This is a genomic window from Kosakonia sp. HypNH10, assembly GCF_029850615.1.
Lineage (GTDB): Bacteria > Pseudomonadota > Gammaproteobacteria > Enterobacterales > Enterobacteriaceae > Kosakonia > Kosakonia cowanii.
The window spans coordinates 552,126-566,463 of sequence record NZ_JAOTIU010000004.1; the positions used below are offsets into that span (position 1 = coordinate 552,126).

General features: G+C 56.3%; 13 protein-coding genes. 5 read left to right on the forward strand and 8 right to left on the reverse strand.

The genetic code is table 11. The features are described 5' to 3' along the window. Positions 1 to 5: 5 nt before the first annotated feature. The 3 genes from N7V53_RS14940 (at position 6) to N7V53_RS14950 (ending at position 3,420) form a co-directional block, all read left to right on the forward strand. Positions 6 to 317: a DUF485 domain-containing protein gene (locus tag N7V53_RS14940; RefSeq protein ID WP_023478497.1), complete on the forward strand. Its 312-nt coding sequence runs from the start codon at positions 6 to 8 to the stop codon at positions 315 to 317. Continuing rightward, positions 314 to 1,963, forward strand: a complete 1,650-nt coding sequence (gene actP / locus N7V53_RS14945) for a cation/acetate symporter ActP (RefSeq protein WP_023478518.1) — start codon at positions 314 to 316, stop codon at positions 1,961 to 1,963. Before N7V53_RS14940 ends, actP begins: the two co-directional genes overlap by 4 nt. 149 nt (positions 1,964 to 2,112) lie before the next feature. Beyond that, positions 2,113 to 3,420, forward strand: a complete 1,308-nt coding sequence (locus N7V53_RS14950) for a Gfo/Idh/MocA family oxidoreductase (protein ID WP_279793826.1) — start codon at positions 2,113 to 2,115, stop codon at positions 3,418 to 3,420. A 143-nt stretch (positions 3,421 to 3,563) separates the two neighbouring features. On the opposite strand, the gene N7V53_RS14955 is transcribed toward N7V53_RS14950, so the two are convergent. From N7V53_RS14955 to soxR, 4 genes are all read right to left on the reverse strand, one after another. Continuing rightward, the gene (locus tag N7V53_RS14955; protein WP_023478511.1) at positions 3,564 to 5,210 is read right to left on the reverse strand and encodes a Na+/H+ antiporter; all 1,647 of its coding nucleotides are present in this window, start codon (positions 5,208 to 5,210) and stop codon (positions 3,564 to 3,566) included. A 134-nt stretch (positions 5,211 to 5,344) separates the two neighbouring features. After that, the gene (gene ghxP / locus N7V53_RS14960) at positions 5,345 to 6,694 is read right to left on the reverse strand and encodes a guanine/hypoxanthine transporter GhxP (protein ID WP_023478454.1); all 1,350 of its coding nucleotides are present in this window, start codon (positions 6,692 to 6,694) and stop codon (positions 5,345 to 5,347) included. A 299-nt stretch (positions 6,695 to 6,993) separates the two neighbouring features. Further along, positions 6,994 to 7,662 (reverse strand): glutathione S-transferase, encoded by a 669-nt coding sequence (locus N7V53_RS14965; protein WP_023478494.1) that lies wholly within the window; start codon positions 7,660 to 7,662, stop codon positions 6,994 to 6,996. 264 nt (positions 7,663 to 7,926) lie between these two features. Beyond that, positions 7,927 to 8,385 carry a redox-sensitive transcriptional activator SoxR gene (soxR, locus tag N7V53_RS14970; RefSeq protein ID WP_023478341.1) on the reverse strand — a complete coding sequence of 153 codons (459 nt, stop codon included), beginning with the start codon at positions 8,383 to 8,385 and terminating at the stop codon, positions 7,927 to 7,929. An 80-nt stretch (positions 8,386 to 8,465) separates the two neighbouring features. On the opposite strand from soxR, the gene soxS reads away from it, so the two are divergent. Next, the gene (gene soxS / locus N7V53_RS14975; protein WP_023478478.1) at positions 8,466 to 8,789 is read left to right on the forward strand and encodes a superoxide response transcriptional regulator SoxS; all 324 of its coding nucleotides are present in this window, start codon (positions 8,466 to 8,468) and stop codon (positions 8,787 to 8,789) included. 1 nt (position 8,790) lies between these two features. Here the strand turns inward: soxS and N7V53_RS14980 are convergent, their stop codons facing one another. After that, positions 8,791 to 10,362, reverse strand: coding sequence for an EAL domain-containing protein (locus N7V53_RS14980; protein ID WP_023478371.1), 1,572 nt, complete (start codon positions 10,360 to 10,362; stop codon positions 8,791 to 8,793). A 777-nt stretch (positions 10,363 to 11,139) separates the two neighbouring features. Between N7V53_RS14980 and N7V53_RS14985 the strand changes: the two genes are divergently transcribed. After that, entirely contained in the window at positions 11,140 to 11,421 is a 282-nt protein-coding gene (locus N7V53_RS14985; protein WP_023478396.1) for a YjcB family protein, read from the forward strand. A gap of 36 nt (positions 11,422 to 11,457) precedes the next feature. Here the strand turns inward: N7V53_RS14985 and N7V53_RS14990 are convergent, their stop codons facing one another. Genes N7V53_RS14990 through N7V53_RS15000 form a run of 3 tightly spaced genes read right to left on the reverse strand, consistent with a single transcriptional unit; the run spans position 11,458 to position 14,314 of the window. Next, a complete protein-coding gene (locus N7V53_RS14990; RefSeq protein ID WP_279793827.1) occupies positions 11,458 to 12,279 on the reverse strand; it encodes an ABC transporter permease subunit in 822 nt (273 codons plus the stop codon). Continuing rightward, positions 12,276 to 13,109: a sugar ABC transporter permease gene (locus tag N7V53_RS14995; RefSeq protein ID WP_279793828.1), complete on the reverse strand. Its 834-nt coding sequence runs from the start codon at positions 13,107 to 13,109 to the stop codon at positions 12,276 to 12,278. Before N7V53_RS14995 ends, N7V53_RS14990 begins: the two co-directional genes overlap by 4 nt. A 56-nt stretch (positions 13,110 to 13,165) precedes the next feature. Further along, positions 13,166 to 14,314 carry an extracellular solute-binding protein gene (locus N7V53_RS15000; protein WP_042712672.1) on the reverse strand — a complete coding sequence of 383 codons (1,149 nt, stop codon included), beginning with the start codon at positions 14,312 to 14,314 and terminating at the stop codon, positions 13,166 to 13,168. Positions 14,315 to 14,338 lie beyond the last annotated feature (24 nt).

Sequence of the window (14,338 nt, forward strand, 5' to 3'; positions counted from 1 at the left end):
CTGCGATGAATAACATTTATCAGCAGATAGAAAACAGTGCGCATTTCAGGGAGTTAGTTGAAAAACGGCAACGGTTTGCCTTTCTTTTATCCATCATCATGCTGATTATCTACGTCGGCTTTATCATGCTTATCGCTTTTGCCCCGCACTGGCTCGGCACGCCGCTGCATGCGGGCACCACCGTCACGCGCGGCATCCCGATTGGTATCGGCGTGATTTTGATTTCGTTCGTGCTGACAGCGGTCTATGTCTGGCGCGCCAACAGTGAGTTTGAACGGTTGACCCGGGCGGTACTGAGCGAGGTAAAAGCGCCATGAAGAGAGTCCTGACGGCGCTTGCCGCCACACTTCCGCTGGCGGCAAATGCCGCTGATGCCATTACCGGCGCGGTGCAGCGCCAGCCAACCAACTGGCAGGCGATTATCATGTTCCTGATTTTCGTCGTGCTGACCCTCTACATCACCTACTGGGCTTCAAAACGCGTCCGTTCGCGCAACGATTACTATACGGCGGGCGGCAATATCACCGGTTTTCAGAACGGGCTGGCGATTGCTGGCGACTTTATGTCTGCCGCCTCGTTCCTCGGCATTTCGGCGCTGGTCTACACCTCCGGCTACGATGGGCTGATCTACTCCCTCGGCTTCCTTGTCGGCTGGCCGATCATCCTCTTCCTGATTGCCGAACGGCTGCGTAACCTCGGGCGCTACACCTTTGCCGATGTCGCCTCCTATCGCCTGAAGCAGGGGCCGATTCGTATCCTCTCCGCCTGCGGTTCGCTGGTGGTGGTGGCGCTTTATCTGATTGCGCAGATGGTCGGCGCGGGCAAACTTATCCAGCTGCTGTTCGGCCTGAACTACCATATCGCGGTGGTGCTGGTTGGCGTGCTGATGGTGATGTATGTGCTGTTCGGCGGCATGCTCGCCACCACCTGGGTGCAGATCATCAAAGCCGTGCTGCTGTTGTTCGGTGCCAGTTTTATGGCCTTTATGGTGATGAAACATGTCGGCTTCAGCTTCAATAACCTGTTTAGCGAAGCGATGGCGGTGCACCCGAAAGGCGAAGCGATCATGAGCCCAGGCGGGCTGGTGAAAGATCCAATCTCGGCGCTGTCGTTAGGCCTTGGGCTGATGTTCGGTACTGCCGGTTTACCGCATATTTTGATGCGCTTCTTTACCGTCAGCGATGCGCGTGAAGCGCGCAAAAGCGTGCTCTACGCCACCGGCTTTATGGGCTACTTCTACATCCTGACCTTTATCATCGGTTTTGGTGCCATCATGCTGGTCGGCGCGAATCCGGCGTTTAAAGATGCGGCGGGCGCGCTGATTGGCGGCAACAATATGGCCGCGGTGCACCTCGCCGATGCCGTGGGTGGCAACCTGTTCCTCGGCTTTATCTCCGCCGTCGCCTTCGCCACCATTCTGGCGGTGGTCGCAGGCCTGACGCTGGCGGGCGCTTCGGCGGTGTCGCACGATCTCTACGCCAACGTCTTCCGCAAAGGCGCGACGGAGCGCCAGGAGCTGCGGGTGTCGAAAATCACCGTGCTGATCCTGGGCGTAGTGGCTATCCTGCTGGGCATTCTGTTCGAGAATCAGAACATCGCCTTTATGGTGGGGCTGGCCTTCTCTATCGCCGCAAGCTGTAACTTCCCGATTATCCTGCTGTCGATGTACTGGTCGAAACTGACCACGCGCGGCGCGATGATTGGCGGCTGGCTTGGCCTGCTGACGGCGGTCATTTTGATGGTGCTTGGCCCGACTATTTGGGTGCAGATCCTCGGCCATGCTGCACCGGTCTTCCCGTATGAATACCCGGCGCTCTTCTCGATTGCCGTGGCCTTTATCGGCATCTGGGTCTTCTCGGCAACCGACAACACCGAAGCAGGCAAACGCGAGCGCGAGCTGTTCCGCGCCCAGTTTATCCGCTCCCAAACTGGCGTCGGTATCGAGCAGGGCCGCGCGCACTAACCTCCCCTCTCCTCCCCGGCCACTTTTGGCCGGGGATCACACTTTCCCCTCTCTGCCATAGGCATATTTCGCCATCGCGCTACAGTAACCTCATCGAATTGAAACAACGTTCCATTAATTCAGCCGGTCAATTCATAAGAGAGGATGCGATGAAGAGCTATGCGTTAGTGGGCACGGGCGGGCGTGCCGGTTTGTATATCTCCGCCATTGGCGGCCAGTGGAGAGAGAATGCCCGCATGGTGGCCTTTTGCGATACCAACCAGACGCGGATGGATTATGCCAACCAGCTATTAATGCAGGAGGGCGCGGCTTCTGTTTCCACCTGGCAGGCGGCGCAGTTTGAAGCGATGATCCGCGAAACGCAGCCCGATACGATTATCGTCACCACCATGGACAGAACCCACGATGACTATATCGTGCGCGCTCTGCGCGCGGGCTGCGATGTGATCACCGAAAAACCGATGACCATCGACGAGACGCGCGCGCTGCGTATTCTCGATGCTATTGAAGAGACGGGCAAAACCGTGCGTGTGGCCTTCAACTATCGCTATGCGCCGCACCACAGCAAAGTGCGCGAACTGCTGATGAATAACACCATCGGCGAGGTTTACTCGGTGCACTTTGAGTGGCTGCTCAATACCGAACATGGCGCGGACTACTTCCGCCGCTGGCACCGGGAGAAGCGCAATAGCGGCGGCCTGCTGGTGCATAAATCGACTCACCATTTCGATCTGATGAACTTCTGGCTTGATAGCTTCCCGCTGCGGGTTTACGCCGAGGGCGGCCTGCGCTTCTACGGCAAAGAGAACGCCGAGAAGCGCGGCGTGACGCACTTCTACCCGCGCGCGCACGGCTATGCCGCGGCCCAGGACGATCCGTTTGCCCTGCATATGGCCGATAACCCGCAGTTAAAAGCGCTCTATCTTGATGCGGAACATGAGGATAACTACTGGCGCGATCAGAGCGTATTTAGCGACGGCATCACCATTGAGGATACGATGTCGGTGCTGGTGAAGTACCAGAATCAGTGCCAGCTGACCTACTCGCTCAACACCTATCTGCCGTGGGAAGGGCTGAACGTGGTGTTCAACGGCAGCCTCGGGCGGCTGGAGATGAAAATCGTCGAGAAATCCTATGTGAATGCGGGCGGCGAGCGCGCCAATGAGGGGAGCCTGACTTCGTGTGATATTACCGTTTTCCCGATGTTTGCCGCGCCGTGGAAAGCGGAGTTTACCCTCGGCGAAGGCGGGCACGGCGGCGGGGATAACGCGATGCTGGCAGATCTGTTTGGCACACCGGAGCATGACCCATTGCAACGCGCAGCCGATCACCGCGCGGGGGCGATGTCGATATTGACCGGCATTGCGGGCAATATCTCCCTCCAGCAGCAACGGCCGGTCAATTTTAACGAGTTTGAGTTGGTCGCCCGGTTGAAGAAGGCGGCGCACAGCGCATAAAGAGAGGCATTGAAGCCGTTTAATGCCTGATGGCGCTGCGCTTATCAGGCCTACGGGTTGGCATCACGCCTACGGGTTGGCATCATGCCCACGGTTTTGTAGGCCGGATAAGGCGCAGCCGCCATCCGGCATTGCTGTCCTGCTTACTTGTTCTCGATCAGCAGCGCTTCCAGCAGATCGAGATCGTGCAGCATCTTTTGCAGCGTCTCGTTACTGATCTGCCGCGTGGCGCGCAGGTGATAAAGCTCGGCACGCTCCGAGCGCAGCGCCGCCAGGCGGAAGCGGCGTTCGAGGTTCTCTTCCTGCAGCGTGTTTTCCACATCATTGCGACCATCGGCGCGGCGGCGCAGGTTACCAATCACCCGCGAACTCACCTCTGTCAGCAGCTGGGTATCGATATTCTCTTCGGTATCCGCTGCCAGGCGCTCTTCCATTTTCTGGATCGCCACAATCGCCACATCGGCGGTCGCCGCGCGCGCCATGCGCTCCTCTTTCTGCTGCTGGGCGTGGTCACGCACTTCGATACGCTGCAACAGCATCGGCAGGGCAATCACGCCGACAAAGAGTGAAAAGAGGATCACCCCGGCGGCGAGGAACACCAGCTCATAACGCGCCGGGAAGACATCGCCGGTCGGCAGCAGGAGCGGAATCGACAGCACACCAGCGAGGGTAATCGCCCCGCGCACACCGGCAAAGGTGGCAATCAGCAGCTCGCGGGTGCTCCATGCGCCAAACTCCATCGGCTTGTTGGTCAGGAAGCGGCGGCTGAAGTTCTTCATCACCCACAGCCAGCCAAAACGCACCAGCATCAGCGCGGCGTAAATCAGCAGGATATCGGTAAACAGCATCCAGGTTTCGACGTTCGGATCGGCTTCTGCCGCCACCAGCGAGGACTCCAGAATACCTGGCAGTTGCAGGCCCAACAGCAGGAACACCATGCCGTTAAAGACAAACTCCAGCATCGACCAGGTGCTGTTTGCGCGCAGGCGCATCGCCAGCGGTGCGCTGCGCATCACGCCGGAGCGGGTGATGGTCATCCCGGCGGCGACGGCGGCAAGGATGCCAGAGAAGCCGATATGCTCGGCAATCAGGTAGGAGGCGAACGGCAGCAGGAACAGCAGCACGATTTGCGTGGCCGGTTCGTCCCCGCCCCAGCGGCTGAGGAAACGCAGCGAACGGCCATAGAGCCAGCTGACGGCGAAACCGGCCAGCAGGCCGCCAATCGCCACTTTGAAGAACTCGACCGTGGCGCCGCCGACGGTAAAGACCATCGTGCCCATCGCCACGGCGACCGCGAACTTCAGCGACACCAGGCCGGAGGCGTCATTCATCAGCGCCTCACCCTGCAAAATGCCCATGATCTTTTTCGGGATGCGCCCTTCCCCGACGATGCCAGAGAGCGCCACCGCATCGGTTGGCGACAGCACCGCGGCCAGCGCAAAGGCGGGCACCAGAGGAATACCTGGCACCATCCAGTAAATTAAGAAGCCGATACCCACCACGGTGACCAGCACCAGCGCCAGCGCGAGACCAAATATCTCGCGCCCGTGCTCAAGGAATTCGCGCGTCGGCGTTTTCCAGCCGTCGGCAAAGAGCAGCGGCGGAATAAACAGCACGAGGAAGAGTTCCGGGTCGAACTCAACGTGCAAACCGAAGGTCGGTAAGGCGAGTAACGCGCCGATGGCGATCTGCATCAGCGGTAAGGGGATTTGAAACGGCAGAACTCGAGTGATAACACCGGAGAGCGATACCACAAGGGTCATGATGAGAATGGTAAAGAAGATTTCCATGCGTTCCCTGTTTGCAGTGTGTTGTTATACCCGCATCAGACCTGAGACGGGGTCTTTCAGCTTAACGCAAAGCAACCGGGCTGTGGGCAAAAAAATGGGCAACCGAAGTTGCCCATTGTCCGAATGTTTAATGATTAGATAGCCCAGCCGCCGGCATAAAACGCTACCAGCGCGATAGCGATCACCACGGTGCCGATGTTCAGCTTGCGCCATTCACCCGACACCACGCGGCCAATCACCAGCGAAGCGAAGCCGATCATAATGCCGGTCACGATGTTACAGGTCAGCACGATAAACACGGCGGTAATGAGGCCCGACATGGCGTCAACGAAGTCGGCGAAGTCGATTTTCGCCACGTTGCTCAGCATCAGCAGGCCAACATACATCAGCGCCGGTGCGGTGGCGTACGCCGGCACCAGGTAAGAGAGCGGAGAGAGGAACAGGATCAGCATAAACAACACGCCGACGGTGATCGCCGTCAGGCCGGTTTTGCCGCCCGCCGCGGTGCCTGCCGCCGATTCGATATAGACCGCAGCCGGTGCCGCGCCAACCAGGCCAGAGAAAACGCTGCTCAGGGAGTCGGTGGTCAGCGCTTTGCCGCCATCGATAATCTGCCCATCTTTATCCAGCAGGTTCGCCTGGCCTGCGACCGCGCGGATGGTGCCGGTGGCGTCAAACACCGCCGTCATCACCAGCGCCAGCACGCTTGGCAGCACCACCGGGTTGAGCGCGCCCATAATATCGAGGCTGCCAATCAGTGAGTTGCCTTTGTCATCGCTCAGGGATGGCATGGCGAAAATACCGGAGAAGTGCACGGTCGGGTCGAAAATCAGGCCAACAACGGAGATGCCGATAATGGTCAGCAGAATGCCGCCCGGCACTTTTAGCTTCTCCAGACCGATAATCACCGCCAGGCCAATCAGCGACATGATCACCGGGAAGCTGGCGAAGTGGCCAAGGGCAACCGGCAGCCCGTCAATCGGGTTTTTAACCACAAGGCCGACGCCGTTGGCGGCGATCAGCAGCAGAAACAGGCCGATACCAATACCGGTGCCGTGCGCAACGCCCTGCGGCAGGTTACGCAAAATCCAGCTGCGAATGCCGGTAGCGGAGATAACGGTAAACAGCACACCCATCAGGAACACCGCGCCGAGCGCGACCGGGACGCTGATCTGCTGACCCAGCACCAGGCTGAACGCGGTAAAGGCGGTAAGCGAAATCGCACAGCCGATGGCCAGCGGCAGGTTGGCCCACAGCCCCATCACGATGGAGCCAACACCGGCAACCAGGCAGGTGGCAACGAAAACGGCGGCCGGCGGGAAACCGGCTTTGCCCAGCATGCCGGGCACCACGATGACGGAGTAAACCATCGCCAGGAAGGTGGTTAAACCGGCCACGATCTCCTGACGAACGGTGCTGCCACGGGCAGAAATTTTGAACAGTGCGTCAAGCGAACCGCCGGTACGCGCAGATGGCGTAGACATAGATACATCCCCTGAGAATTTTATTGTGCGTTGGCATGCGTGGTGGACAGTCCACTGCCGGTCAAACGTCTTCTCCCTGTGCTGCGTTGTGGCAAAGGGCCACAAAAAAGCAAACGTTTAACTCCGCGCATACAACGGGTGGTCAAAAAAAGGCAAACGATTATCCAGCGTTTAGACGCCGCTTTTCAACCAAACTTTGCCGCTTTCTGCCAAATATCGCCGAAAGCGGCGAAGAAGTACCCGCCGGATGCGCAAACGTTATCGTCGATGCGCAACTTTGCAACATTCTACGAACATTCTCACTCGCCGGGCAGCGAGAAGGGGCCGCCCTGTTCAATGGCGCGTTTCCAGGTTGGGCGCATTTCGACGCGTTTTTTCCATGCCTGCAAATTAGGCAGATTCTCAATGCCGCCGCGCGACAGCAGCGCAAATACCGGGAAGCTCATCTGCACATCCGCCATGCTCAGTTCATCACCGGCAAACCATGGGCGGTGCGCCAGCTCCCCTTCAATAAAGCGGGCGTGGGTCTCCAGTTGCTTATTGAGAAACGCGTTTTCGATTCCCTTACCAATCAGCTTGCCGACGCTGCGCACGCCGAACGGCACCGGCGGTTTGCCGAGTTGCCCCACCACCAGCTTCATTAATAGCAGCGGCATCAGCGAGCCCTCCGCATAGTGCAGCCAGAAGCGGTAATCGATTTTCTGCTGCGCCTCGTGCGGCTTGAAGCGCTGCTCCGTGTCGTAGGTCTCTTGCAGGTATTCGAGGATCGCCCCCGATTCGGCGAGGATAAAGCCGTTATCTTCCACTACCGGCGATTTTCCCAGCGGGTGGATCTTTTTCAGCTCGTCCGGTGCCAGCATGTTTTTCTGCCGCTCATAACGCACGATATTGTAGGGAACGCCCAGCTCTTCCAGCGCCCAGAGGATGCGCTGCGAGCGCGATTTATTCAGATGGTGCACTGTAAGCATGACTCTCTCCCGCGTTTATATTCGTTTTAACTATAGAGAAGCGCGGGCAAAGCGCCGAAAAAATCATAATGGATGCGATTAAAAAGTGAGCAGAAAGGCGATGAGCATCTATACTTACTTTGTCAGCACAAACCGGAACCTTACTCGCTACACAAGGGGTGTTGATGTCGGGGGAAACCCTCCCGTTTCGATGCGGGATAGAGCGAAAGACAATGACCGGAAAACGACTAAAGCGCCCCAGCGGGCGCTTTAGTTTTTTTAGGCTCACTCATCTTCCAGCAACCGCGCGCCAGGCCCCTGTCTGCCCAGCGTATCGCCAGGGTTGCGTAGCGGGCAGTCGCTGCGCGACAGGCAGCCGCAGCCGATACAGCCATCGAGTTCATCGCGCAGTGCCACCAGCGTGTGGATACGTCTGTCCAGCTCTTCACGCCACTGGGACGAGAGCGCCTTCCACTCTTTTTTACTCAGCGTGTGCCCTTCCGGCAGCACGCCGAAGGCCTCGCCGATGGTCGCCAGCGGAATGCCGATACGCTGCGCGATTTTGATAATCGCCACATGGCGCAATACATCGCGCTGATAACGCCGCTGGTTACCGGCATTGCGTGAACTTTTTATCAGCCCTTTGCTTTCATAAAAGTGCAGCGTCGAGACGGCGACCCCGCTGCGCTTCGCCACTTCACCGGGGCTGAGAAGGGCTTTGATTCTCGGCGTTTTCTTTTCCATAAAACCTCTTTACCTCAAGTTAACTTGAGGAATTATACTCGCCCGCAGACAAAACGACGAATCGGGAAAGAGGAAGCTTTATGTCCCATCAGCAGATTATTCAGACCTTGATTGAATGGATTGATGAACATATCGACCAACCAATGAACATTGATGTTGTCGCCAAAAAGTCAGGCTATTCAAAGTGGTACTTACAGAGGATGTTCCGCACGGTGATGCATCAGACGCTCGGGGAGTATATTCGTCAGCGCCGCCTGCTGCTGGCCGCCGAAGCGCTGCGCACCACTAAACGGCCGATTTTTGATATTGCGATGGATTTGGGTTACGTCTCGCAGCAGACTTTTTCGCGCGTTTTCCGCCGCGAGTTTGATCGTACACCGAGCGACTATCGCCACCAGGCGTAACTCACTTTAGCGAAGGCGGCTGCTGCACCCAGCGTTTAAACTCCTGCGGCGGCAGCGCCTTCGCAAAGTGCCACCCCTGGCAAAACTGCACGCCGCGCTTAAGCAGCCAGGCGACCTGCTCTGCCGTCTCCACCCCTTCCGCAATGATCTTCAGCCGCAGGCTCTGCGCCATATCAATAATATGTTCCGCAATTAAGTGGCTGGTGCTGTTAGTGGAGAGCGTGTCGATAAAGGATTTGTCGATCTTCAGGATGTCGACATTGAGCGAGTAGAGGTTGTGCAGGTTGGAGTAGCCGGTACCGAAATCATCGATCGCCACTTCATACCCCGCCTGGCGAAACGCCTGGATCACCGGCGTGGTTTTTGGCACATCAATAAAGCCCCGCTCGGTCACTTCAATTTTGATCTGCTCGGCGCGCACCGCATAGTCGCGTGCTTTGTTGGCAATCAGCGAAATTAAGCGCGACGAGTGGAAGTCAGAGGCCGAGAGGTTGATGGAGATATAAAGATTCGGCACCACCGCCAGAAAATCCCCTAAATCGTTGAACACCTCATCGACGACATAATCCGTCACGCGCTCAATCATCCCCTCTTTTTCCGCCAGCGGAATAAACTCCGTCGGGCTCATCACCTGGCCGTTAAAACCGGGCCAGCGCAATAGCGCCTCGGCACCGACGCAGGTGCCGTTTTTAATATCAATAATAGGTTGGTAATGAAGGCGAAGCTGACGACGGGTTAAAGCACGGTGGAGCCTGCGGCGTGGTGAAGTAAATTCCCGCCGTGTTCGCGTCCAGATAAAAAAGATCAGCGCGCTACAGATCATCCCTAACGGCAGCGTAAAAACCGCCTGCCGGTAGAGGGAGTGGAAATAGTTTTCGCGCGACGTCGAAACAATAATAGCGATCGGCCGGGAAGATGCGTACGCAATGGTATAGAAGCGGTCGCCCAGTAAAAAAGAGCTATCCTGGCGGTGAATTAGCGAGGCAAAGGTCTTCAGACGGGCGTTCTTGCTGAGGGAGAAAAAGCCGCCGGAGCGCGTATCGTAAACACCATATGCCAGACGCGGATCGTCTGATGTTACATCGCTATAAGTGAGCGGATTAATCACCGCGACATAATTTCCCCGCTGCACATAGACCATTTTATAGCCAGCATAAAAGGGGGTATCGCGATAGTAATAGAGCGCCGTGCCATGCTGCCCCTGATAATCCGCTGGTGAAATAGCATACGATTGCGCGGGCGTAACGGCGCTGGAACATAAAAAGTGGTTGCCCTCGGCATAAATAAGGTCGGCGACATACTGGCTGCCGTGAACAATATTAAGCATCTGGGCGCGATGTTGCGGCGTACACGGCGTGCCGCGATAGGCCTCCGCCGCGCGGCGCACGCTATCTGCCTGCTGGATAACAAGATCGGTTTTATTCAGTGCCTGGCGGGCAAATGCGCGCAGGTGCGTGCGCGTATCTTTTACAGCGTGGATATGCGCAACCCATAGCGAGATCATTACCGGGATAAGAACCACCAGTATCATTCCGCTAATTCTGAGCAATTTACGAGGCACACTGAGCTTCATGTCCGCCGAAATCCATGCATTTTATGTGCCTTTTATATTGTTGGGCAGGAGGCTTTTAGAAACAGGTGATTACGTTGCATCAAACCCTGATCATTAGCAACTGACTTTTCTCTTCCGGATCCTGATATTTAACGATGCTGAGAATATTCCACCGTAAGGCAAACTAAAAGTGTGCCCCTGGTTTTATATTTAACTAAATATTTCGCCGTGCCGTTCCCCAGCGCAAAACGGCCGCGAATAAGAGAGCGTGACCATATAGGTAATACAGCGCCCATATTGTCTATTTTTCACTCGACTATCCGCCTAAAAGTAGCCATAGCATAAACTGGTACTTAATAGTTAAGTTACAATGTACTCACGCTTAATAATATAAGTCGCCTTAATTATCTGGCGAAAAGTAGCGCAATTTATGCGCCGCGCTTTTCCACAATCAGAACATCCTCATGACCACGATTATCGCGATTTTGTCGTTTTATTGCTGCGCTTATGTAAAATTTATTTCTTATTTCCATGCGAGGGTTAGTTAAATAAAAATATTGAATAAGATCGATCTCGCCTGACCACGATAATGTTTCAAGCCGCTTTTTTCCGACTTAAAAAACTAAAAAAGCTCTCTTTTTGTACTGGTGAATAAAACAGCAAATGTGATAGAGTTCACAAATTCCGTGTATGCGGAACCCCACTTTTACATTGTTGTGTTAACCCGACGGACAACTGCTTTCGCGCGCTGCGCAGGCCTTTGCTCGCCAGGTGTTTGATTCTCCTGAGGATAGTAAGATGGCAACCCTTACCACCAGCGTGGTGCTGTTCCGCTGGCAGTTATTGAGCGCACTTTTAATGTTTATGGCCAGTACGCTGAACATTCGTTTTCGCCGTTCAGATTACTTCGGACTCGCGGTGATCAGCAGCGGCATGGGGCTGGCAGCCGCCTGCTGGTTTGCCACCGGCCTGCTTGGCCTGTCGGTGATGGATTTCGCCAAAATCTGGCAACACTTTGCGTCGGTGTGGGAAGAGATGACCCGCAACGCACCGCCAGAGTGGCCAATGGTGATGACCTGATAAGCAGCTGGCCCGGATGATCCCCCCAGCAAAGCGCTATTTCCCCAGCTTTGACAGCATCTCCGGGCGCATAAATTTCTGAATAACCAGCATAAAGAGCACCGACGGCACTAGCAGAATCAGCGCGGTAATCGACGAGATCTGATAATTCCCGGACATGCTGGCGGTATAGAGCAGGATCGGCAAGGTGGTGATATCCGGCGCGCCGACAAAAAAGGTGGCGGTGAACTCATCCAGCGACTCCAGAAAGACGAAGATACTCGCCGCAATCAACCCTGGCGCCGCCTGCGGCAGCGTAATGTGGAAAAAAGTATAGAGCGGCCCGGCACCCAGATTGCGCGAAGCCCTTGCCAGCAGCGGATCGAGTGACGAGAACGCCGCGACGCTGATCCAGATTGAGTAGATCAACCCATGCACGCTGTGCACCAGCACCACCCCGGCAATCGTACCGTTTAAGCCCCACTGATAAAAAAGCCGCGCCACATTCATATAGACCGTTAAATTCGGAAAGGCCTGCGGAATCAAAAAGAGCAGCATAAAGAAGGCGCGCCACGGCATTCCTCGCTGCGCAAGCGCATAACCCGCCGGCACCGAAATCAGCAGACAGAGCAGCACCGACAGCAGCGCAATCAGCACGCTTATCCCCAGCGAGCCGGAGATGTCGCTATAGGGGCTAAATACCTGATTCCAGTATTTCAGCCCCCACTGGCTCGGCAGCGCATGGGGAAAAAACCAGCTCTCCGCCACCGTCCAGATCAGTAAATTAAGCAGCGGCCCGAACAGCGCCAGCACCAGAAAGGTGAGCAGCAGCGTTTGTAAAAGAAAGCTGCCGCGAATTTTTTGCCGTAACCGGTTCATGCCTGCTCCCCTTTTGCCTGCAACGTATGGCGTAAATAGAACCACGACAGCGCGGCGCAAATCAGATAAGAGATCACGCCCATCGCGTTGGCGACCGGGTAATCACCGTACGAGTTGACGCGAAAAGCCATATCTACCGTCATCATGGTCGGCGTGCCGGTGCCAATCATCAACGGTACCGAAAGTACCGACATCATCGTCACGGTCGAGAGCACCATCGCCACGCCGATGGTCGGTAAAACCTGCGGCAAAATAATGTCGAACAGAATACGTACGCGCGACGCGCCGAGGTTTTGCGCCGCCAGAATATGGCTGCGATCGACCGCCGCCATCGCCCCGCAAATCAGCAGGGTTGAGAAGGCCATCTGTTTCCAGACGAAGGTAATAATGATCCCGCTCCAGCCGAGCAGCGAGGTGGTCTCTGTCGGCGTCAACAGACCGGCGGCCACCAGCGCATTGTTCATCAGACCGTTTTTCGCCAGAAAGGTACGCATCATCTGCGCCGTAACGATAAAGGGAATAAAGAGCGGCAGGCGGTAGAGAAACGCCAGTGCACAGACAATGCCCTGCCAGGGCGAGAGCACAATGATGGCGGAAATCGTTATCGACAGCAGGGCGAGGATCGCCAGCGATACCAGCACAATGATCACCGTAAACAGGATGTCGCTGGAGTAGAGCGAGAACATCTTCGCAAAGTGCGCCAGCGTTAACGCGTGGCTCTCGTCGGTAAACGCCGAGATTAGTGAATAGCCGAGCGGCCAGAGAAACAAAACCGCGATGGTCAGCGTTGCCGGGCCAACCAGCAAAAGGGATTTCATCGTATGTCGCATGGTAAACCTGAATAGTCACAAAAACGCCCGGATCGGCGATCCGGGCATGGGGTTAATCAGTTCGATACCTGGCGCTCGTAGCCCTCTTTGATATCGGTAAAGTACTGATTAATGGGGAAGCTTTTACCGTAGCGGCTCAGCGTTTCCGGTGAGATCTCGGCGAACAGTTTCTGCCAGGTCGCCGCGTCCAGCTTCTCTTTGACATATTTCGCGTCGATGCCCGGATACCAGTTGAACTGCTTCACAATCCCCTGCGCCTGCACCTCCGGGCTGGTCGCCAGCGCGATAAACTCCTGCGCCAGTTTGGCCTGCGCCGCGTGAGCTGGCACCACGTAGTACATCGGCTGGCCCGGCATGCCCGGCGCGATTAACGTCAGTTTGATGGAGGGCGGCAGCTTGCCCTGATCCCGCCAGCTGTAGAACATATCGACCCATACTGGCCCCATGGCGATCTCGCCCCGGCTCAGCATATCGAGCGTGCCGGCGTTGCCCGGTGTGAAGGTGACGTTCTGATTGAACGCTTTCAGTTTGGCGAAGGCCTGATCCCAGCTCTTTTCAACGCTTTTATCGTAGGGCTGTGCCGATAAGCGCGCAGCATCGGTGCCGTAGGCGTAGATCCAGCCGACCACGAAACTGACGCCGGACATGCCGTTTTTAATGCCGTTGTAGCCGAAGGCCTTTGGGTTTTTCGCCGACCACTGCACCAGCTCGTCATAGGATTTCGGCGGTGTGCTCACCAGGTCGCTGTTATAGGCAATCGCCGTCTGGCTAAGGAACATCGGCATCACATAGCCATCAACATTGACGCCCAGCGCATTTTTCGCGTTATCGGCGCTGACCAGCGAACCGGTGTTAATAGCTGCGCGATACTTCTCCAGCAGCCCTTTCTCCACCAGTTGACCGCCGACCGCCTGATGCACAACGGCAACGTCGATATCCCAGCTTTTCGCCCCGCTCGCCTGCTGTGCGCTCAGTTTTTCGAGGATTTTGTTCGACCCGGCATCGCCAGGGCCGGTGCCGACAACCTGCACTTTTACCCCGGGATGCGCGGCTTCAAACTTCGGCCCAAGCCACGTTTTTACGTAATCCACCATATTCTGATCGCCTGCCGTTGCCACATTGAGCACCGTTTCAGCTTGTGCGCCCTGCGCGACAGCGCCCAGACCGAGCGCGGCGATAACCGCCAGTTTCGTTGTTACGGACATGTTTTTCCCCTAAAAGAAGCCCTG